The following is a 21724-nucleotide window of genomic DNA, read 5'->3' as shown; positions in this document are numbered from 1 at the left end:
TTAACGTCTCCTTTTGTCTTTTATATGGGTTTCATTCAAAACTCACGGGTAATATTGAAAATAAATCCTGAATTATTTTGACGATTTATGGCATAATGTAACTTCACTACCATATTATAGTACGAAACCAAATCTATTCCTATACCATAACCATACAAAAGTGTATTGGCAAATCTACTTTGATTGACAGCAGCATATTGGTTGGCAACATAACCCGCATCGAAGAATATATTGGGGTAAAGCTGTACAGGAACTGTATTAAACTGCTTTGACCGAATAAATTTGAAGTGAAATTTTTTATCGAAAAGTAAATAACGAAGGTTATTTTTTCCATATATATATTTTTGCCCATCTATGGCAAATAGTTCATAGCCCCTCACTAAATCAACACCATAACCCAAACCACGCGTATTGAAAAAAGGCTGTTTTTGTGGAAACGATATTTTGCCCTCAGCATTAAAGCTAAGAAAAAAGCGTTTATTAATAGGCCAAAAACGATAATAATCGGCAACAATATCTAGCTGATTAAGGTCGTCGCTGGGCAAAATACCGAGTTTGTTGATATATAGCTCATAACGATACCCCCTGAGCGGGTACACGACATTGTCTCTAAAATCATAGTTGAAATAATAGCTAAGCTGGAAGTAGTGTTGAGTATTTTTATTTTTCAAAAAATAATTTTCATTTCGTATTCTAATAGTATCGGCAATCCAGTTGTTATTGTAACGTAGCTCGACAGTATGATTATCATAAAAATGATAACGCTTTTTTAGGGAAGCGACAGCATAAAATCTCCTGCGTAAAACATCGTCCGATTTGATAAAGGCAAGCGTATCTCGTAAGGTTGAAAATGCTACATTTTTGTTGGTAGAAAAAGACACTCCAAATCCTATACCTGTTTTTTGGGCTTTATCGATATAAGGAATTCTATAAAAAAGCTCTATTTTTTGAGCAAACCCAACTTCTAAGTTCATCAACAGTTTTTCGGCACGACCTCTAAAGTTACTATGAATAATATGTGCTCCAAAAATCAGCCTATCTAATCGGCGGCCCCTACTCCACCATTCATTATAATTTCTATCTGCAATCTGAATATCTGGATACCCTAAAATATACCATTGCTCTTCTAGTTTAATACGAATGGTAACTTTGGGGCTAGTATCTACCTCGCTTGTCAATGAGGCATAATGAAATAAACTGGTATTCATGATTTTACGTCGATTAAACTCCAAGCGTTTATCGAGCTGATGAAGATAAAGCGTATCACCAACGGCAAAATCTAATTCCCGAGTAATAATATAGTCTTTGGTTTTTTTATTGCCTTCCAACACAATTTCCTGAACCACCACAAACGAGTCGATTGGAAGAGTTTTTGGGCAGAAGCCCCATAATGAACAGAATAAACTAAGAAGTAGCATTTTCAAAAATAAACAAATATGTGCATAGCTAAGCAATTGCCCCAGATTTTTCACTGGAATTTATAGAATATATAATGCTATCATATTAAAGGGGAAAAAGAGGAGTTTTTTTTGAATGAAAAGTCTAAGAAAATCTTTATAAAAGCTAATTTATTGATTAATATTGTTGTAAAACTAAGGCATAATTCAAGATGCTATGGTTTTACCATTTTTTAATTAACCATTTTTATGACATTTATAAAACCTCGTTTATCTTTCTGGCAAATCTGGAATATGAATTTCGGATTTTTTGGGATTCAATATAGTTTTGGATTACAACAAACTAATATGAGTCCTATTTACTCTTATCTTGGTGCCGAAGAGTCTTCTTTACCCTTACTTTGGCTTGCGGGGCCTATTACTGGTTTGATTATTCAGCCAATTATTGGGGCTATGAGCGACAAAACGTATGGGCGTTTTGGCAGAAGAAAACCCTATTTCTTGGTTGGGGCACTTCTGTGTAGTTTATGTTTGTTGTTTATGCCTTTTAGTAGTGCCTTATGGATGGCCGCAGGCTTGTTATGGATTCTGGATGCTGGTAATAATATTGCTATGGAACCTTATCGAGCCTTTATTTCTGATAAGCTTCCAGCTCCTCAGCTATCTTTGGGTTTTTTGATGCAAAGTTTTTTTTGTGGACTAGGCATTACTTTAGCCAACTTTACTCCCACGATTTTTGAGTGGACAGGTATTTCGGGACAAATGCCCTCTGGTATTCCGTACCGAACGGTAGCAGCATTTTTGGTCGGTGCAGTAGCCTCTATTGCCACCATTGGATATTCCGTTATGACAACCCCCGAATATCCACTATCGCAGGAAGAAATTGATAAAATCAAAGCCAGTAAGGGAGGTGCATGGGCTAATTTACTAGAAATTATAGATGCCTTCAAAGAAATGCCTCAAACGATGCGTCAACTAGCTGTTATGAAGCTTTTCCAGTGGTTTGCTATGTTTTGTTATTGGCAATATGTTACTAAAACCATCTCTCAATCTATTTTTGGAACAAAAGACCCTCTTTCAAGCGAATTTCGTCAGGCCGACTTAATTACAAGTCAAATCAATGGTTTTTATAATATTGTCACTTTTTCTTCAGCATTTATATTGGTTTGGTTTGCCAAAAAATTTGGGGCCAAGTGGGTACACTTTGTATGTTTGATTCTAGCGGGTATTGCTATGTTGACAATTCCACAGATTCATAATCGAGAATTTTTATATGCTCCGATGGTTGGTTTTGGTATTGCATGGGCTAGTATTATGTCGATGCCTTATGAGATGCTTGCGGGGAGTATTCCGCCAGAACGCACGGGGGTTTATATGGGTATTTTCAATATGTTTATCGTGATTCCGATGATGATTCAGATTATATTCACCTGGTTGACATACGATAGTCTGTTGGGGGGTAATCCTGCCAATGTACTAAGAATGGGTGGTATTTGTATGTTTTTTGCCGCTATTGCTGTAACATTTGTCAAAATTGTAAAAACTGAAGGAGATGCCGACAAACCTGTTAGTTTTGGCGGTGGGCATTAAACAAAAGTGCTGAGTTTTGAGATTAAATAATTAATTGACTACTCTGATACTGTTAAAGCCAAAGCTCATACTTACAGTGTATTCTTATTAAATATAACGAAAGGTATTTTTGAAATAGAATGATATTTTCATTTCAAAAATACCTTTTCCAATAGCTTAGTAATATTTATTCAAAAACCACTTTTTCCGAGATATTGTACCATCTAAAGATTCGGTCTTTATAAGCAGCTTCAATTACATTCCGCTTTACTTTTAGCGTAGGGGTTAGTATTCCATTTTCAACACTCCAATTTTGTTTTACAATAACCATTTTTTGCAAATGCTCATAGTTGTTAAAATGAGGGTTTATCCGCTCTAGTATAGTAGAAAAGGTATCAATAAGTACTTCTCTGGAGATATTATGTCCAAATTCTGACAAAACAACAAGGGCAATCGGCTGTGGCAAGCCCGAGCCAACCACACACACTTGCTCAATAATAGGATTTACAGCCAATAGGCTTTCGATAGGTGTAGGTACAATATACTCGCCTTTTGATGATTTGAACATATCCTTTACTCGACCAATAATTTTCAGGTATCCATCTTCATCAATAGTACCCATATCGCCTGTACAAAGCCAGCCTTCATGGAATAGTTCTTCGGTAAGAACAGGTTCTTTATAGTAACCAAGTGTATTCCAAGGCGATTGCATTTGGATTTCTTGGGTATTGGGGTTAATGCGTATATGCACACCTTTATGAGGTTTGCCTACAGTACCCGACTTAACAGCGTTGAGTGGCATCAAAGAAGTTAGCCCCATATTTTCGGTCATACCATAAGCCTCCTGAATCGTAATGTCGAGCTGCTGAAACCATTGTAAAAGACTTGTAGGCATTGGAGCTGCTCCTGTCAAAATAATTTTTGCTTTTGCTAGTCCCAATCCTTGCTTAATTTTTCGCTTAATCAAGGTATTGAGTAGGGGTAGTTTCAGCAAAAGGGTGAGTCTCTTTTGTGGTATTTTTGAGAGAATCCCCAACTGAAATTTTGTCCAGATACGTGGAACAGCCAGAAAATGTGTAGGCTGTGCCGCTTCAAGATTTTTTTGAAAAGAATCTATATTTTCAGCAAAATAAATCGTACCTCCTGTAGCAATACCTGCTGCTTCTACGATATTCCGCTCGGCAATATGACATAGCGGCAAGTACGAAAAAAAACGGGTATTCGACATCTCTAATAAACCTACCTCTTTGGTATGATTAAGTGCTTCAACAAATGCTCCATGAGTAAGCATAACACCTTTGGGTACACCTGTAGTACCAGAGGTATAGACAACGGTACAAATGGCATCGTATTTGGGTGAAACGTTGATAGATAATGTCTGAAACTTATCTAACAGAGCATCCCAGTTCTCGAATATAGCAGGTGAACCCTCATAATACGTTGGAAAGGCTATACACTTTATTCCAGCAGGCACACCCTCTTTCATGGCATCCCAAGTATCGAGTTTTCCGACAAATAGAACCTTACAATTGGCATGAACCAATACTTGATGAAGTTGTTCGGCTGTTAGGGTTGGGTAAAATGGTACTGAAATATGCCCAGCCATAGCAATTGCCAAATCGGCAAGAATCCAATGGGCACAGTTTTTAGATACAATACCAATATGGCTATTGGGCGGTAAATTCATGGCCAAAATAGCACTGGCTATTTTGCGAGCCTGCTTTCCTGATTCGGCAAAAGTAAAATCTCGAAAGGTAGAACCTTGAGGTTGTTTAAGAAAAACATTATTAGGGGTTTGGGCTTCCCAATAGTAAAAGTTCTCAACAAGAGTTCCGAATGGTCTGGACATAGCAAAAATAGTATCGAGTCAGTAGTTTTTTTCAAACAAGATAAATATAAAAATAGATTTTAATTATATTTATTTGAATAATTTACTGATTACTAGACCATTTGAATAAGCTAAGAGATATTGGATAAAAACAAAAAGAAGATAGCACAACTAGCAATCGGCTTAAGCACCATATTTATCTAATAAGAACTACTCCAGTATTCATTTACCCCACTTACAACAAACCCAAAACCATACTGATTATCTATTAGTTAAATCAAAAAATATTCATTAACTTCCAATTATTAAACAAAAAAAAAAACAATATGTAATTACTCATTCTCAACAATCGAACCATAGAATTCAAAGAATATTACAAATATCAGGTCATCAACTTAACCCCAGCATAACCAATGAAAAGTCAAGCAGTAGTACGTATTATTCTGATAGGTCTTTTGACTTGTCTTATTGGTTATGTATTTTTCCAGAGTTTTGATTCATTTTCGCCAAGAAGATAACTTTATTAAATTACAAATTCGACTTCCTTAAAACCAAAATAATGTACCATATCTTCCGATTCTATAGCGAGCCTGCCTGTTTCATCGATACCAATAATTTGGCCAGAAAATAATTGACCATCTTTTCTGAAATAGTGCCATTCTTGGTAGCGAAACAGCACGTGCAAATATTTTATTTTGAGGGTTTCGTAATAGCCCTGTTTAATTTGGAGATAATATTTTTCAATTTGCTCAAGCAACTTTCCCAGCACCGCGTCCAAATCATAAGGAATAGGCGATTCCGTTACTTTTCTTAGAGAAGAAGCCGTAGGAACAGTAAACTGTAATTGATTGATATTAAGACCAATACCTACAACAGAATAGCCGATTTGATACCCCTGTAAAGTATTTTCGATAAGGATACCCCCTAATTTTTTATTTTCATGATAAATATCATTCGACCATTTAATTTTTAAACCTTCATCGATAAACTCACTCAAAAAATCGTAAACACCTAAAGAAATCGCTACATTGAGTTTAAATTGCTCGCTAGCTTTTAGAAAAGATGGTTTTAAGATAATCGATAAAGTCAAATTCTGTGCACTGGAGGCTTCCCAAGTATTGCCTCTTTGTCCTCTTCCAGCAGTTTGATGGTCGGTAATCACAATAGTACCCTCAAAAACATCCTGAGATTGAATCATTTCAGCCGCAATGTCGTTAGTAGAATGACAAGTTGGCAGATATTTAATAATTTTGCCAGTAAATAAAGTATTGGGTTGAATTTTGTACAAGGTTATTTTGTAATTTTAGGTTTCTAAATAGAAGATATACGGCACTAGCGTATCGGTTATCAACAAAAAAGTTGTACAAATATACTAGGCTCAGTCCACAAGAGAACAATATATAAAGAATTTAGCATGGTAGAGATTAAAGCAGAAAAAGAAATAAGTTCAGAAGAACTTAGTCGTTTAGTAGTAAAAGGAATGCAAGAAAGAAAAGCATTAGACATTGTAGTGATGGATTTGAGAGGAGTAAAAAATGCCTTTGCCGACTTTTTTGTGGTGTGTGCAGGTACATCCGACACACAAATTGATGCCATTGCAGATTCGGTAGATAAAGAAGTATGGGAAGCAACGCATACCAATCCAAAAAGCGTAGAAGGTAAAACCAATCGTGAATGGATTTTATTGGATTATTATGACGTAATCGTACACGTATTCAAAAAAGATAGAAGAGAATTCTATAAACTTGAAGAATTATGGGGCGATGCAGATTTTACTTATATTGACGAAGATGCCGCTTAGGCACCAGTTTAAACCTCTTATAAAATCAATTTACCACTTTTCACGAATATATCTGTTTAGAAACAAAGTACGTTTACAAGATGTTGTTTAGTTAAGAGTGGTAAAATTCTGGATTTTCGATGAAACCAAACCTGTTTATATAACTTTAAAAGTAAAGTAAGGTAGGCTACATCTAAAGTATCAGAATCCAGAACCAGCATTATGAATTTAAAGTGTAATTTTAAAAACAATGGCAGAAAATAATAGCGGAGATAACAGACAGCAGGACTTCCCGAAACAATCTCGTCGCCCCAACGTACCTAGCGGTGGATTCCAAGGATGGTTAGTAGTTGCTTTAATTATTGCTTTGGTTAGCATTTACTTTCTCAGTAAAACTCGTGTGCTTAAAAGCATAGAGCCTCTGCAATTTGAACAAATGGTTTTGAATCATGAAATTTCAAAATTAACCATAATCAAAAACAAAGATATTGTAGAGATTACGCTTAAAAAAGAAGCATTACCCAAATATAAAGCCGAGCTCAATGACCAACAAGGTTCGGTAATGACACAAGGTACAGGCCCTCATTTTGAGCTTCCTATCAATTCGGCTTTCTCTTTTGAAACAGAACTGAATGACTTACAAAAGGATATTCCTCGCGAACAAAGAATTCATGCAACCTCTGACGAACGAACGGGGATTTTTGATTTCTTGATGGGACCCGGATTGTTAATTTTGATGTTTGTTGGTATTTACTTCATGTTCTTTAGAATGGGGGGTGCTGGTGGTCCTGGAGGACAAATTTTCAATATTGGCCGCTCTCGTGCTACTTTGTTCGATGGCGAAGCAAAAGTGAAAATTACCTTCAACGATGTTGCTGGCTTAGACGAGGCCAAAGAGGAAATACAAGAAATTGTAGAGTTTTTGAAGAATCCTAAGAAATTTACTGATTTGGGAGGTAAAATTCCAAAAGGTGCATTATTAGTAGGCCCTCCGGGTACAGGTAAAACCTTATTGGCCAAAGCTGTTGCAGGCGAAGCGGGTGTACCGTTCTTCTCGTTGTCTGGCTCAGACTTTGTTGAAATGTTTGTTGGTGTAGGTGCTGCTCGTGTTCGTGACTTGTTTAAACAAGCCAAAGAAAAAGCACCTTGTATTATCTTTATTGATGAGATTGATGCAGTAGGTCGCTCGCGTGGCCGAGGTGCTATGCCTGGGGCAAACGATGAGCGTGAAAATACCTTGAACTCGTTGTTGGTTGAAATGGATGGTTTTGCTACCGACTCTGGTATTATTATCATGGCTGCCACCAACCGCCCAGATGTACTAGACTCAGCGTTGCTACGTCCAGGTCGTTTTGACCGTCAGATTTCGGTAGACAAGCCCGATATTGTTGGCCGTGAAGCAATTTTCAAAGTACACTTAAAACCTTTGAAGTTGTCTTCGGATGTTGACCCGAAAGAACTTTCGGCTCAAACGCCAGGATTTGCTGGAGCTGAAATTGCCAACGTTTGTAACGAAGCAGCTTTGATTGCAGCTCGTCGTGGAAAAACTGCGGTTGATATGAAAGATTTTCAAGAAGCGATGGACAGAGTAATCGGTGGTTTGGAAAAGAAAAATAAATTGATTTCGCCTGAAGAAAAGAAAATTGTTGCTTATCACGAAGCAGGTCACGCTATTGCAGGATGGTTCTTAGAACACGCCAATCCGTTGGTAAAAGTAACCATTGTTCCTCGTGGTATTGCGGCTTTGGGTTATGCTCAATATTTGCCGAAAGAACAATTCTTGTACCGTACCGAACAGTTAATAGACGAAATGTGTGTTACCTTGGGTGGTCGTGCGGCTGAAGACATTATTTTTGGTAAAATTTCGACTGGTGCTCAAAACGACTTAGAAAGAATTACCAAATTGGCATATAGCATGGTAACAATCTATGGTATGAACGAAAAATTAGGTAATATCTCTTATTATGATTCAAAAGGTTCGGAGTATAACTTTAATAAGCCTTATTCTGAAACAACAGCACGTGAGATTGATGAAGAAGTAAGAGCAATTATTCAAAATGCTTATCAACGTACCAAAGATTTATTAACAGAAAAACGTGATAAGTTAGAAATCTTGGCTCAAGAGCTTTTGAAAAAAGAAGTGTTATTCCAAAGTGACTTAGAAAGATTGGTAGGTGAGCGTCCTTTTGCTCAATTGACTACTTACCAAGAGTTTATCAAAGGTGAAGAGGAAAAAGAAAAAGCACTAGAACTTGAAAAAGAACAAAAAGCTAATGAAGAGTCTCAAGCTGAATCGGTAGAAACCGAAACACCTGAAGCATCTAAATAGTAGCTTATCTGTACAAAAAAAGCCCTTTATCTAACAAGATGAAGGGCTTTTTTTGTAAGTGCTTTGTCATAATTTAGCTACTTTTCTTTTATCTTCGTGCTTTAACCCAAACTCATAAACATATCATTTCATCGCTGTTTTACAATTCATAGAATGATTCAGATTCAACTCCAACCCCATAAAAAAATATATTTTGCCTCCGATTTTCACCTTGGATACCCCTCTCATGAAGAAAGTTTGATAAGAGAACGTAAAATGGTTCGCTGGCTTGATAGCATCCAAAATGATGCACAAGTTATTTTTTTGGTTGGTGATATATTTGATTTTTGGTTTGAATACAAAAATGTAATTCCTAAAGGTTTTATTAGACTTCAGGGCAAACTAGCCGAACTATCTGATAATGGCATCGAAATTATTTTATTTACAGGCAATCACGACATCTGGATTTTTGACTATTTCACCAAAGAAATGGGCATAAAGGTATACCGAGACCCACAAGAGTACGCTATTTATTACCCCGAAAAAACATTACCCATGCAATTATATATTGCTCACGGCGATGGATTGGGCCCTGGCGATAATGGCTATAAAGTACTGAAGAAAGTCTTTGAAAATAAGCTATGCCAATGGGCTTTTAGTTGGTTACACCCACACATTGGTATTACCTTGGCACATTGGTGGTCGGGAAGCCGAAAAGACCCTGAAAGAATCAAACGAGAATTGGTATTTAAAGGTAATAGCGAGTGGTTGCTCAACCATGCAATAGCAGAAGAGGCTAAAAAACACCATGATTTTTATATTTTTGGGCATAGACACCTTTTGTTAGACTTGGAGGTAGGTACTCAAAGTAGGTATATTAATTTGGGGGAATGGTGCTATGACAACGAAGAAACGAGTTATCATTATGCTGTTTGGGATGGTAAAAAAATAAACATTGAACGTTTTTTAGAGAAACCATAAATAGACTATCCAAATTCTATCAAGTTGTTTTACCCTAAACACTATCAATAATTTTATCTCTTTGAGCGATACGATATAGATATGGAGCTTTATGGGCAGCACCTGTATATTTTTTTTCTATGCGTTCAAGAATATTGAGATCTAATATTTTCCGCTGAAAATTATTCATTCTGATTTTCTTCGCCAATATAGTTTCATAAAGGATTTTGAGTTCGGCCATCGTAAATGTTTCGGGTAATAAGCTAAAACCAACAAGTTTTTGATCTAAACCACCTTGCAGACATGCCAAAGCTTTCCGAATCATTATTTCATGGTCTAGTACCAACGTAGGAAGCTGTTGTAGGTCATACCACTCGCAGATATCACACAAAAACCCAGGACTAGGCTGTACCTGCGAAAAATCAACGAGAGCATAATACCCAATAGAAACAAAACGACGCAACATCCAATGAGAATCTTCGATGGATATTTGATTTTTTTGCAGAATAAGCTGAAGTTGCTCATTACTGGTACGGTCGTATTCTCCAAAAGTATGATATTGTTCTAAATAAATCCCTTCAAGTCGTGTAGTATCATATAAAATCCGTTTGGCGGCATCATCGATATTCTCTTGTTGCCTAACATACCCTCCCAAAAGTCCCCACAAATCAGTATTCTTAAATCGTGATACTAATACTTTGAGTTGATTTTGGTGAAAGCCAAAAATGACACAATCTACTGATAATTGTTGAATATAATCTTGGTCTTGTACTTGGGGATTTAATTCGTAAGGATTATTATTCATTGAATTGATATATGGTAAACAAAAGAATATAGCAAAATTACGAAGAAAACCATTATACTGGTATTGAGGATTGAGGAAAGATATGGCTTTAATAAGGAATAGCCCTCAAAATAGCTCGTTTAAAAGCTTTTAAGGCGATTGAGAGGACATAAAAGTACATTGACAGGAAAGTATCGAAGGCCTTCAAATGGGACATTCTAAGGCGTTTTTATATTTCGCCAACTAATAGGCAATTAATTATTATAAATACTAAGCTTTAAAAGAGTTTAGTGATTCCTTTTATTTTTAAAATCATGAGTTCAAGAAGTATTTCTGGTATTTCTAACTTATTCAATGATACTAACTTGAAATACACTTAAACAGGCTCATAAAAATCAAACTGGTTTTGTACTATTATTCAAAAGAACACCAAATTAATATGAGTTTTTTATGTTAAATACTTGGCTGTGCAGAAAAGCCAACTAGGAAAAATGCAAAAACAAAAAAGCCATCAAACTTTCGTAAGAGGGCTTTTGGTGGTCCCACTAGGATTCGAACCTAGGACCCCCTGCTTGTAAGGCAGGTGCTCTGAACCAGCTGAGCTATGAAACCATTGTGTCAATAAAATTGGTGGTCCCACTAGGATTCGAACCTAGGACCCCCTGCTTGTAAGGCAGGTGCTCTGAACCAGCTGAGCTATGAAACCAATTTGTTTTTGTTATTTCCGTTTCGTTTAACGTGGTGCAAAATTACACCCTTTAATTTTAACTTGCAAGCTTTTCTAGCAAAAAAAAATAACAAAAAACATCAAATAGTCTTTAATTATTTTGTTATCAGTAAGTTAAATCCTAAAAAAAATAATTTTTTTTTTAGGATTAATTATTGATTTAACACACACAGAGGGCTTTTTTATACTCAAAGCTTATTTTTTAATAACAAATACCTAAATAATATTTTAGGATTCTCAGATATTTTTAGAAAATGTATTTACCAACTGACATTTAATACCTAGAGTTTGTAATCAAAAGTTACCTTCTATGGAAAAGAACATTTTTTTTATTCCCAAAACCCAATAGATTTGTAGAAATCTTAAAGACATTTAATATTTCTTAAACCAAAGTCTAAAAATGATACAAGCCTTATTTAGCCCCGATGCTATTATTAGTTTAATCACCCTTACATTCCTTGAAATTGTACTCGGAATTGACAACATTATCTTTATATCAATTGCCGCTAACAAATTGGCATTGAAAGACCAAGCCAAAGCTCGTAATATTGGTTTGTTGCTAGCCATGTTATTTCGTGTAATATTACTATTTGGCTTGTCATTTATTATTTCTTTACAAGAGCCTTTTGTACATATTGACTGGGGCTGGTTTAAAGCTGGTATTTCGGGTCAAAGTTTGATTTTATTTATTGGGGGGCTGTTCTTACTTTATAAGGCTACCTCCGAAATCCATCATAAGCTAGAAGGCGACCCACAAGACGATCACGTAGAACGTCCTAAAGGAAGTGCTGCCGATAAGTTGACAGCCGTAGTTTTGCAAATTGCGTTAATCAATATTGTATTCTCGATAGACTCAATTTTGACAGCAATTGGTTTAACGCATAACTTGCCTGTTATGATTATGTCGGTGATATTTTCTATTTTGATTATGATGGGCTTTTCAGGGCCAGTGGGTAAGTTTGTCAACGAACACCCATCTATTCAAATGTTGGGCTTGGCATTCTTGATTATGATTGGCTTTATGTTGATTGCCGAAAGTGCTCATAACTCGGAGGTTGCTATTTTCGATTCGCATATAGGAACTGTGCCAAAAGGCTATTTGTACTTCGCTATTGCCTTCTCGTTGTTGGTTGAGTTTTTGAATATGAAAAGCGATAAAGCAAAACCTGTACAACTTCACGACTACAAAGCTCAGGCTAAAAAGGAAGGTTTATTGGACGACGAACAACAAACATCTTAAATATTGACTGATAATTAAGACAAAAAGCCCGTACATCGTAGATGTACGGGCTTTTTGTCTTAATTACGTATTATTTGAGTTTCTGAGCTGTTTGTAAAATCTCTTTTGCTCCACCTTGAGGTACACCTAAAATTGTTTTCTTTACTTTGCCAGCACCATCCAAGAAATATAAAGTTGGATAGCCTTCTACTGGATACATTTGAGCTACCCCAGGGCCTTCACCATTTTCATAATCAACAGCAATACTAATAAACTTTTGGTTGATATAGTCACCTAAAGCTTTATCTGTAAACACTTTGGTTTTTAAATATTTACATGGCCCACACCAAGTAGTATAGCAATCCATCAATACTAATTTCTTTTCTTTTTTAGCTTTGGCTAAAGCTTCCTTGAATGTTCCATGAAAAAATTGAATACCTGTAGTTCCTTCGTCTTTTTTGTTGGGATTTTTACTGGCAAAAGCGTTGATAGTCAACAACGTCAATATCAGTGCGAATAATTTTGATTTAAGCATTTGTTTGGAAGATTAAATGGTTTGTTTTCTTAACGTGAAGTTCTATGATTTTAGTTTCTGGTGCAAGATATTTATCTAAACAAATGTAGGGCTTAGACAAATTACTACTTTTGCCTACCTGAGCCCCTGCTATTTATTCCTCAATAAAGTGACATATTTTGCTTATATTAGAACATTACTATTTATTATCAAAATCACAATAGTGAATTTATAGCTTACAAACTGCTAATCTAATGAAATTAACGTTTGAATTAAATCGTAAAAAACAAGCTATTGAAGTTCCCGAAGGCATGCCTTTGTTATGGATAATTCGTGATATACTGAATTTGAAAGGTACAAAATATGGTTGTGGGAAAGGTCTTTGTGGATCATGTACCGTTCTTGTCAACAATGAAGCTGTACGTTCATGCTCGTATCCTGCCAATTTGGTTCAAAACAAGCAAATAACAACTATCGAAGGTATTGGCGAGGCCGAGCAACTTCATCCTGTTCAACAGGCATGGCTCGAAGAAATTGTACCTCAATGTGGTTATTGTCAACCTGGATTTATGATGGCTACCGTAAAGTTATTGCAGGAATACCCTAAGCCAACCAATCAACAAATAGATGAATATATTACTAATATTTGTAGATGTGGAACATATTATAGAATAAGAAAGGCCATTCATAGAGCAGCAGAAATAGCTCATAAAAAAGACTGAAATATGGCTACTCAATGGACATTTTCGAGACGAAACTTTCTTGTTAAATCAGGAATAGGTATTGGATTAGCTTTGGGGCTTGGTATCATTGGCAAAAGCTTTGTAAGACGTAAGTTTGCAGAACAGGCCGATAAAGGCGTATTAAGAACTTTTAGCACCAACGACGAACCTACTTTATGGTTCGAAATTTTGGCCAATAATCAACTCACCATTTATTCGCCCAAAGTAGAAATGGGACAAGGAATTTTTATGGCTTTGGCTCAAATTGTAGCAGAAGAGCTTGATGCCGACATTCAGCACATACAAGTGGTGCATAGTACTACAAAACGTGGCCCAAACGACCCTAATACTACAGGTGGTAGCGACTCGGTTTCGAGTATGTATATGGCTTTACGTACCTTGGCAGCCAATATGCGGGAAATGATAAAATTACAAGCTGCTAAGATATGGAATGTATCGCCCGACAGCTTGATAACCCAAAATAGTATTGTGAGCTATCAAACAAAAAAGCTAACCTACGGCGAAATTGTTGCCCAGACTCCAACGTGGATAATACCCGACACAGAACCTGTTTTAAAGAAAAATACAGATTTTAAAATTATCGGAAAAGCCTTGCCTAGAGTCGACTTAATAGCCAAAATAAAGGCTGAACCTATTTTTGGTATTGATGCTTCTTTTCCGAATATGCTTTTTGCTACTGTTTTACGGCCACCACAATTTGACGTAACGATTGTGTCAATAGATACCACATTGGCAGAACAATCAACAGGCGTAAAGAAAGTATTCGTAGAAAAAAACTTTGTCGGAATAGTAGCCTTATCACGGTATCAAGCTTTGGAAGCCAAACAAAAACTGAAAGTAACATGGACACAACCCGAAAAGCCCGTACAACAGCAGGATATTCTAGCCACAGTTCAGGTTGGAAAAGGAACGCCAACGCTTATTCAGTCTTCGGGCGATACAGAATCATTTTGGCAAGATACCGATATTTATACTGCCGAATATCACTCTCCAATGGGAGCTCATGCTCAGATGGAACCCAATGGAGCTACAGCATTGTATCAGGATGGTAAAGTGACGCTCAAAATGAGTACACAGTCTGTTTTATTGACCCGCAGCGAGGTGGCCAAAGCTACAGGGATTGCCGAAGAAGATATTGACATACAGCCTACTTTTTTGGGTGGAGGGTTTGGCCGAAGGCTGTATACACCGCATGCGGCCGAAGCAGTGATACTCTCCAGAGCTGTTGAACAACCCGTTCAGGTATTGTTTGAGCGAGAAGAAGAGTTTCAAAATAGCTATTTACGACCACCAACCCATCATGTTTTAAAAGCCAAGCTACAAAATGGCAGAATTATAGCTTTAGAGCATAATACATCTAGTGGCGATGTAGCATTTGGGTCGTCGCTTGTGCCAAGCTTTGCAGCTCCTATCTTGGGCGCGGATTTTGGGGCATGGCGTGGTGGTATGCTTCAGTATGAAAGAATTCCTAATTTTCAAACAGTCTCTTGGCGATGTCAATTACCTTTTGCCACAAGTTGGTGGCGAGGCTTAGGTTTATTGGCTAATTCATTTGCCATAGAATCTTTTATCGATGAGCTAGCCTTCAAGAGTCATATCGACCCAATAGCCTTTAGAATAGCCCATATTGCCGACGATGAACGAGGCACAAGACTCAAAGGGGTACTAAAAGCCGTAGAAAAAATGGCGGAATGGAAAAATCCACTCTTACCCCAAGGCCATGCTTTGGGAATAGCCTGTTCTACAGACGTAAATACTCCTGTAGCTCAGGTAGTAGAAATAAAGCTTGAAAATGAGCAAATAAAAGTAGTAAAGGTATACTGTGCCCTCGATGCAGGTTTAGTGATTAATCCAGATGGTATAAAAGCTCAGTGCGAAGGGGCTATCATGATGGGGCTTAGTGCAAGTATGTACGAGGAAATACAAATAGAAAATAGTAAGGTGATGCCTAATCAGTACCTTTCTTATCAGATGGCTCAATTAAAAGATGCACCAGAAATAATCATAGAAATTGTTTCTACGGGCGATACTCCTCGTGGCGTAGGCGAGCCTCCTATTGGGCCAATTGGTGCGGCCATTGCCAATGCTGCAGCCAAATTAACAGGTATACGATTGAATCGAATGCCTTTACAAAAGGAATATAATAGGATAAAGCAAACTCGTAGTTAAGAATTTTGCCTAAGCAACATGAGTCATCTCGAATTTTAACCTCCTATTGGTGTTCGTTGGGATTCACGAGGTAAACCATCGTGCTTTTTTCCAAATAGGGTGCGACTTGAGTTACACTCTATTTGGAAAAAAGCACACAAATGGTAGGCTTTTATTGACTATTAATCAAAAAGGCGTAATAACTCGCTTTCATGTTCAATGTCTGAATAACTCATCTTTAGATGCAAATCTACTGGAGAAAATCATGTTCAACAATAATCACTCATTCGCTCAATCACAATTCACCAAATTAGGGACGACTCATGTTTCTTATAAAATGTCTAATCTTCAGCCTTTTCTTTACCATCGGCCATACGTACGATTTTAGGCGAAAATTGGGCTAAAACGGTAACAAGCTCTTCTTGGGCAGCCATTACTTTAGCAATATTTTTGTAGGCTTGTGGTGCTTCATCAAGATCGGCCCCAATCAATTGAACCTGAGCTTTTGATAAAGCTTCTTTCAAATCATCTTTAGTAATCGTTCCTAAAGCTTTGGTACGAGACATTTTACGACCTGCGCCATGCGAAGCAGAATTTAATCCCTCTGGTGTACCTTTCCCTCGAATCACATAGCCAGGCTGAGTCATCGAGGCAGGAATAATCCCTAAATCTTGGCTACCAGCGGGCGTGGCTCCTTTTCGATGCACAATTACTGGAGTTCCATCAGCAAGACGCTCTTCCCACGCAAAATTATGGTGATTCTCGATTCGCTTTAATGGCGTTTGGTTCAGGGCAGCAGCAATTTTATGATGAATCTCATGGTGATTGGCTGAGGCATAGTCTCCTGCTAAATTCATAGATAACCAATATTCTTGCCCTTCTTCGCTATTCATATCTAGCCATGCCAAATGTTTCGCCTCCTTAGGAAGCCTAGTTTTTTCCATAGCTATTCTTGAATAGTGATTGGCAATAGCACCACCAAATCCTCTTGACCCCGAATGTGACAACAAAGTAAGGTATTTTCCTACGGGCAAATCCATTAATTCGTCTTGCTCTAAAACCTCTAAAACACCCCATTCAACAAAATGATTACCCGTTCCTGAGGTTCCTAATTGTCGATAAGCTTTATCTTTTAAGTCTCGAATTAACTTTGTTGCAGTCCATTCCGAGCGGTCAAAAAGTGTATCATCATATTTCTGCTTCGACTCTGAACCCATCCCAAAGAAGCTATGGTTTTCAAGCATTTTTTTCAACAATTTATCTTCTCGTTGAATCATCGACACAGGTAAATCAAATACGCTCATACACATACGGCAGGCTATATCCACGCCTACAGCATACGGAATCACGGTATTTGCTGTCGTTGCCAAAACCCCGCCAATAGGTAATCCATATCCTTGATGGGCGTCGGGCATCAGTGCTCCAGCTACCGAAATAGGCAATTTCATCGCTGTTTGCATTTGGTCCAAGGCGCCTTGCTCTATGTAATTTCCTCCGTAAATTCGGTAGGATAATGTTTCTTCTCTTAAGTCAAAATAGTTTTCTGACTGACGACCCGTTTTAGGTAATTCATATTTAGGTTTGTTTTTTTCTGCCTCCAACAAGGATTGTCCATATTCTGATAAAACAAGCTCTTGACCTATCTCTTTCAAATGTTTGGTATAGAGCGCCAAATTGGTCAATTTGTTTTTGGAAAAACTAAACTTCTTTGGCGAATCTATCATTTGAGCAAACAATAACAATATATGAGACTTGGGATAAACCCCATTATTTAACAAACCATTGGCTACCCTCAAGAATTTTGGGTAGGCTTCTTCATGATGTACACCCAATTGTTGTAAGTCTTCTTGGGTAATGATTACTGTTTCCATTTTTTTAGAATTTGTATAATTGTTTTAAAAGATGTAGAACTATTTAAAGGGAAATAAAGAGGTAACATGCAAAAAGCGACATTAATAATTTGCTCTACCGCTGAGCTACTGTACAAGACAGGTAGGAATCGAACCTACGACCCAATCAGCCGAAGTAACGCTTTTTTACGACACTCTTTAAAATCTTAAAAAACCAGAGGCAATGAGCAAAGAGCGATGATAAAAGGAGTCGATTACATTCGAAGTATCGCTCTTTTACGGCACTCTGGTTTTTTTGTAAAAGCAATAGGCAGGTCGAGAACGGGGCATTGCATTGCTGGAGTCGAACCAGATGACCTCATTGTATTACTCAATCACGCCATTCCTCCCCTATATTGGCTGCGAAGTATCTTAACCTTACGGCATTTTACAAAATCTTCAATATGATAGCCTTATGCTTAGAACTTAACACATAGGTACTTTACAAATCTATTCCTTGAATAAAATCTACAATACCTTGTCCATTTTCTAGGGCATCGAGTACTTCAAAAATTTTATCTGACCAGCCCGCCAACAAATACACATCTCCTGATTCTACTCTCATGGGACTTTGACCATAACCAGCTAAATCAAAAAGATATAATGTTGCTTTCGGAAATTTCCTTTTATAGTTTTGCCAAGCCGTTTTAATGCTGTTCGCATCTCTATTTTGGCTATTCCATAACTGCGTATCCGTAAAAATCATCACTTTATCAGCTTGATATTCACGCTTTAACAAATCTTCAATCACCAAATGTGCATTTGTTGAATATCCCACCTCTCCTTCACGTCGATGAAATGCTGCTACATTCGATAAAATACTTTTACTAGGCATTTGTATCACTTTCCAAGCATCTCCAAACATCCCCGTAACTACATTTTTACAACGGCTTTGCAAGAGCATCGCCAATAGCAAACCTATATCATAATACATCAGACTACTTTTTGCAGATAATCTTTGTTGCATCGAGCCTGACACATCACAAGCCAAAACAACTTTGGTATCGTTATCAAAACCCTTGATGTTTTGAGCGCTTAATAGCATCGCTTTTTCTAAAGCATCAATAACCCTAGTCACTCTACCATCGGTTATATTACTCAATTCTCGATAGGCAGACCAATATCGAAAAGGTAGCTGTTTGGCAGTTCTGACGGCATTTTCTTCAGATAAATAAGATAAAACCATATCCAAACATTCATCTGAGATATTACATTCCAGCATATTTCTAAGATTTCTCAGCAAGGCCATATACCCTACTTTCTTGCTCAGAATCAGCTCTTCCCATTTAGCTCTGAAGGCTTTATTTTTTGCCTTTTCACTTCCAAAATGAAGCTGTCCAAGTGCAGAAAGTTCTGTCTCCCAAGTATATGGCGTAGACAAGGTATTTTGAGTAATTTTATCAAAAACGACTTGTTGAGCTAAGTCCTTAGGTTTCGGATGTACCAAAAACAAGGCATCTCTTAATTTTACCTCCGTATTTTGATTATACTTGGCAAACTGGTATTCATCAAAACGATTAAATGCTTTTGCCAAACCTTTTTGAATCTGTTTTGAAAGTCGATTGAGTCGCTTTGTTCCTGTCCTTTTGTTGGTTTGCTGATAATAAGCCAGAGTCTCAGTGATCTCATCTGGTCGCAAAACTATTTGCTCAATAGCTTTTCCAACCCAAGCTCCTGCATCCGCTTTTTTGGCTAACTCTACCGAAAGCACAATTGGCACAGAACGCAAATTCATAGAACGGCGAGCATACACTGCCAGTTTAGCACAATATTCTGGTGACACTTTTTCAATCAATTGCTGTAGGCGTATTAATCTTTCTTCTGCTTTTTCATAGAAACTGTCATGAAGCAGGCTTGTCACCGTAGCACTATATAATTCCATTTCTGGACTCAACTTATAAGAAGGTGCTCCTTCATAATTTTTGAGAATAGTATTGGTCTTCTTTAAGAAATTGAATTTCATGACATTAGGTTGTTTTAAATTTCTAATACAAATTTGCAGTGCATCTACGCAGTCTTTTTGCGTAGATGTATTTATTTTTACTTTTTTGTAAAAAATATTTCAAAAACTTATAAAAAGTGTGCTTTAAATATGCCAACCAATAGAAATGCTCTCATTCGCTACAAAACAATCGATGCTTGTTTACAGAATCGTCAGCGAAAATGGACTTTAGATGATTTAATAGAAAAGGTATCTGATGCACTCTATGAGTATGAAGGAATAGATAAAGGAATCAGCTTGCGTACCATTCAAGCAGATATTCAAGTCATGCGCAGTGACAAATTAGGATATGAAGCACCGATAATCGTTGTTGATAAAAAATATTATACCTATGCTGACCCTAATTTTAGCATTACAAAATCACCAATTACCCAAACAGACCTTATTCAAATGAATGAGGCGTTATCATTATTAAAGCAATTCAAAGGTTTTTCACATTTTGATCAATTGAGCGAGGTAGTCAATAAGCTAGAAGAACACGTTTACAGTGCACAAGAAAAACGAAGTTCTATTATTGATTTTGAAAAAAATGAGAATTTGAAGGGACTTTCCTATTTAGACTATCTTTATCATGCCATTTTAGCTAAAAAAGCACTTATCATAACTTACAAATCATTCAAAGCACGGCAAGAGGGAGTTTTTGTATTTCACGGATGGTGGTTAAAAGAATTTAAAAACCGTTGGTTTCTAGTAGGAAAAAGGAAGGAACAAGAAGGAATTTTACACCTTGCTTTGGACAGAATACAAGAAGTTCACGTCTCTGAAGACATTACTTACCTACCAAATGATATCATTGTTCAAGAAGAATACTATAAAAATACCATTGGAGTTACTGTAAATAATCTTCGTCCACAACAAATAGTATTAAAGTTTACCCCTTTGCATGCCCCTTATGTAATTACGAAACCTTTACATCATTCACAAAAAGTTATCGAGGAAAATGAAAGAGGACTCACCATTGAATTAGCATTACAAATCAATTTTGAGCTAGAGAAAGAAATTTTAGGCTTTGGTGATGGCGTAGAAGTATTATCACCAATCAGACTCCGCCGAACTATTTCTAAGCGACTCAGCAATGCCTGCAAATATTACTAAGATTTGTACTAAATATTACATACCGAAGTACACTTTGATATTGATAATAATCCTATTCCATCATACAACAAAAAAGGCTACCCTTTCAGGTAGCCTTCACTTTGTTATATATTTGGAGCTTATTTACTTTCCCGCATGTGATTGCAGTATCATCAACGGTACTGGGCTTAACTGCTCTGTTCGAGATGGGAAGAGGTGAACACCAGTCCTATCGGCTCCATAATGCCTGTTGAGGGTATTGTTAATTATATCAGACTCTAGCCTCATATAAACCCTCTAATATCTTGAGGTTCGCATATCGTGAAAGATGTTGAACAAGTAAGAACTAAATAGTTAGTACAGTTGATACAAGCTTTTGGGTAATTAGTATTGCTTGACTTTGGTATCTCTACCTTTACATCTACAACCTATCAACGTTGTCATCTACAACGGCCCTTATTTGGAATACTCATCTTCAGGTCAGTTTCGCACTTAGATGCTTTCAGCGCTTATCTGGTCCCGACGTAGCTACTCAGCAATGCCCTTGGCAGAACAACTGATACACCAGCGGTCAGTCCAACTCGGTCCTCTCGTACTAAAGTCAGAACCTGTCAATATTCCTACGCCCACAACAGATAGGGACCGAACTGTCTCACGACGTTCTGAACCCAGCTCGCGTGCCACTTTAATCGGCGAACAGCCGAACCCTTGGGACCTTCTCCAGCCCCAGGATGTGACGAGCCGACATCGAGGTGCCAAACCTCCCCGTCGATGTGAGCTCT

At 37.2% G+C, this 21724-nt stretch carries 15 protein-coding genes, 2 tRNA genes and 2 rRNA genes (1 of these 19 only partly in view); 8 read left to right on the top strand and 11 right to left on the bottom strand.

Features of this window, described 5'->3' with window-relative positions:
* Positions 1–35 precede the first annotated feature (35 nt).
* On the bottom strand, positions 36–1418 hold the full coding sequence (locus FLEMA_RS0103505) for a BamA/TamA family outer membrane protein (RefSeq protein WP_026994264.1): 1383 nt from the start codon (positions 1416–1418) through the stop codon (positions 36–38).
* A gap of 228 nt (positions 1419–1646) precedes the next feature.
* On the opposite strand from FLEMA_RS0103505, the gene FLEMA_RS0103500 reads away from it, so the two are divergent.
* Positions 1647–2987 carry an MFS transporter gene (locus tag FLEMA_RS0103500; RefSeq protein WP_026994263.1) on the top strand — a complete coding sequence of 447 codons (1341 nt, stop codon included), beginning with the start codon at positions 1647–1649 and terminating at the stop codon, positions 2985–2987.
* Positions 2988–3153: 166 nt separating this feature from the next.
* On the opposite strand, the gene FLEMA_RS0103495 is transcribed toward FLEMA_RS0103500, so the two are convergent.
* Together FLEMA_RS0103495 and FLEMA_RS0103490 are read right to left on the bottom strand one after the other, a co-directional pair.
* The gene (locus tag FLEMA_RS0103495; RefSeq protein WP_026994262.1) at positions 3154–4815 is read right to left on the bottom strand and encodes an AMP-binding protein; all 1662 of its coding nucleotides are present in this window, start codon (positions 4813–4815) and stop codon (positions 3154–3156) included.
* A gap of 502 nt (positions 4816–5317) precedes the next feature.
* The gene (locus tag FLEMA_RS0103490; RefSeq protein ID WP_026994261.1) at positions 5318–6082 is read right to left on the bottom strand and encodes a biotin--[acetyl-CoA-carboxylase] ligase; all 765 of its coding nucleotides are present in this window, start codon (positions 6080–6082) and stop codon (positions 5318–5320) included.
* A gap of 126 nt (positions 6083–6208) precedes the next feature.
* Here FLEMA_RS0103490 and rsfS point away from each other — a divergent pair, with 126 nt between their 5' ends.
* The 3 genes from rsfS to FLEMA_RS0103475 all read left to right on the top strand — a co-directional run bounded on the left by rsfS (position 6209) and on the right by FLEMA_RS0103475 (position 9863).
* Complete coding sequence (rsfS, locus tag FLEMA_RS0103485; RefSeq protein ID WP_044170732.1) at positions 6209–6595, top strand: ribosome silencing factor; 387 nt, start codon at positions 6209–6211, stop codon at positions 6593–6595.
* 229 nt (positions 6596–6824) lie between these two features.
* A complete protein-coding gene (ftsH, locus tag FLEMA_RS0103480) occupies positions 6825–8903 on the top strand; it encodes an ATP-dependent zinc metalloprotease FtsH (protein WP_026994259.1) in 2079 nt (692 codons plus the stop codon).
* A 153-nt stretch (positions 8904–9056) separates the two neighbouring features.
* A complete protein-coding gene (locus tag FLEMA_RS0103475) occupies positions 9057–9863 on the top strand; it encodes a UDP-2,3-diacylglucosamine diphosphatase (RefSeq protein WP_044170730.1) in 807 nt (268 codons plus the stop codon).
* Positions 9864–9897: 34 nt separating this feature from the next.
* On the opposite strand, the gene FLEMA_RS67370 is transcribed toward FLEMA_RS0103475, so the two are convergent.
* The 3 genes from FLEMA_RS67370 to FLEMA_RS0103460 all read right to left on the bottom strand — a co-directional run bounded on the left by FLEMA_RS67370 (position 9898) and on the right by FLEMA_RS0103460 (position 11332).
* The gene (locus FLEMA_RS67370; protein ID WP_044170727.1) at positions 9898–10647 is read right to left on the bottom strand and encodes an NUDIX hydrolase; all 750 of its coding nucleotides are present in this window, start codon (positions 10645–10647) and stop codon (positions 9898–9900) included.
* A gap of 513 nt (positions 10648–11160) precedes the next feature.
* A tRNA-Val gene (locus tag FLEMA_RS0103465) sits at positions 11161–11238 on the bottom strand.
* Positions 11239–11254: 16 nt separating this feature from the next.
* Positions 11255–11332 (bottom strand) — tRNA-Val (locus FLEMA_RS0103460).
* Between the two features lie 424 nt (positions 11333–11756).
* Here FLEMA_RS0103460 and FLEMA_RS0103455 point away from each other — a divergent pair.
* Complete coding sequence (locus tag FLEMA_RS0103455; RefSeq protein WP_026994257.1) at positions 11757–12593, top strand: TerC family protein; 837 nt, start codon at positions 11757–11759, stop codon at positions 12591–12593.
* A gap of 70 nt (positions 12594–12663) precedes the next feature.
* Here FLEMA_RS0103455 and FLEMA_RS0103450 read toward each other — a convergent pair whose 3' ends face one another.
* The gene (locus FLEMA_RS0103450) at positions 12664–13107 is read right to left on the bottom strand and encodes a thioredoxin family protein (RefSeq protein ID WP_026994256.1); all 444 of its coding nucleotides are present in this window, start codon (positions 13105–13107) and stop codon (positions 12664–12666) included.
* Positions 13108–13340: 233 nt separating this feature from the next.
* On the opposite strand from FLEMA_RS0103450, the gene FLEMA_RS0103445 reads away from it, so the two are divergent.
* Both FLEMA_RS0103445 and FLEMA_RS0103440 read left to right on the top strand, forming a co-directional pair.
* Positions 13341–13808 carry a (2Fe-2S)-binding protein gene (locus tag FLEMA_RS0103445; protein ID WP_026994255.1) on the top strand — a complete coding sequence of 156 codons (468 nt, stop codon included), beginning with the start codon at positions 13341–13343 and terminating at the stop codon, positions 13806–13808.
* A 3-nt stretch (positions 13809–13811) separates the two neighbouring features.
* The gene (locus FLEMA_RS0103440; protein ID WP_026994254.1) at positions 13812–15998 is read left to right on the top strand and encodes a xanthine dehydrogenase family protein molybdopterin-binding subunit; all 2187 of its coding nucleotides are present in this window, start codon (positions 13812–13814) and stop codon (positions 15996–15998) included.
* A 320-nt stretch (positions 15999–16318) separates the two neighbouring features.
* On the opposite strand, the gene FLEMA_RS0103435 is transcribed toward FLEMA_RS0103440, so the two are convergent.
* A complete protein-coding gene (locus tag FLEMA_RS0103435) occupies positions 16319–17848 on the bottom strand; it encodes an RtcB family protein (RefSeq protein WP_026994253.1) in 1530 nt (509 codons plus the stop codon).
* A 460-nt stretch (positions 17849–18308) separates the two neighbouring features.
* Positions 18309–19829: a TROVE domain-containing protein gene (locus FLEMA_RS0103430; protein ID WP_026994252.1), complete on the bottom strand. Its 1521-nt coding sequence runs from the start codon at positions 19827–19829 to the stop codon at positions 18309–18311.
* Between the two features lie 129 nt (positions 19830–19958).
* Here FLEMA_RS0103430 and FLEMA_RS67360 point away from each other — a divergent pair, with 129 nt between their 5' ends.
* Complete coding sequence (locus tag FLEMA_RS67360) at positions 19959–20963, top strand: helix-turn-helix transcriptional regulator (protein WP_044174265.1); 1005 nt, start codon at positions 19959–19961, stop codon at positions 20961–20963.
* 110 nt (positions 20964–21073) lie between these two features.
* On the opposite strand, the gene rrf is transcribed toward FLEMA_RS67360, so the two are convergent.
* Both rrf and FLEMA_RS0103415 read right to left on the bottom strand, forming a co-directional pair.
* Positions 21074–21185 (bottom strand): 5S ribosomal RNA (rrf, locus tag FLEMA_RS0103420).
* A gap of 121 nt (positions 21186–21306) precedes the next feature.
* A 23S ribosomal RNA gene (locus FLEMA_RS0103415) occupies positions 21307–21724 on the bottom strand; it runs 2403 nt beyond the window's last position.

It is taken from the genome of Flectobacillus major DSM 103, from assembly GCF_000427405.1.
Lineage (GTDB): Bacteria > Bacteroidota > Bacteroidia > Cytophagales > Spirosomataceae > Flectobacillus > Flectobacillus major.
The sequence above is the reverse complement of the archived record's forward strand: the minus strand, read 5'-3'. Positions and strand labels throughout refer to the sequence as shown.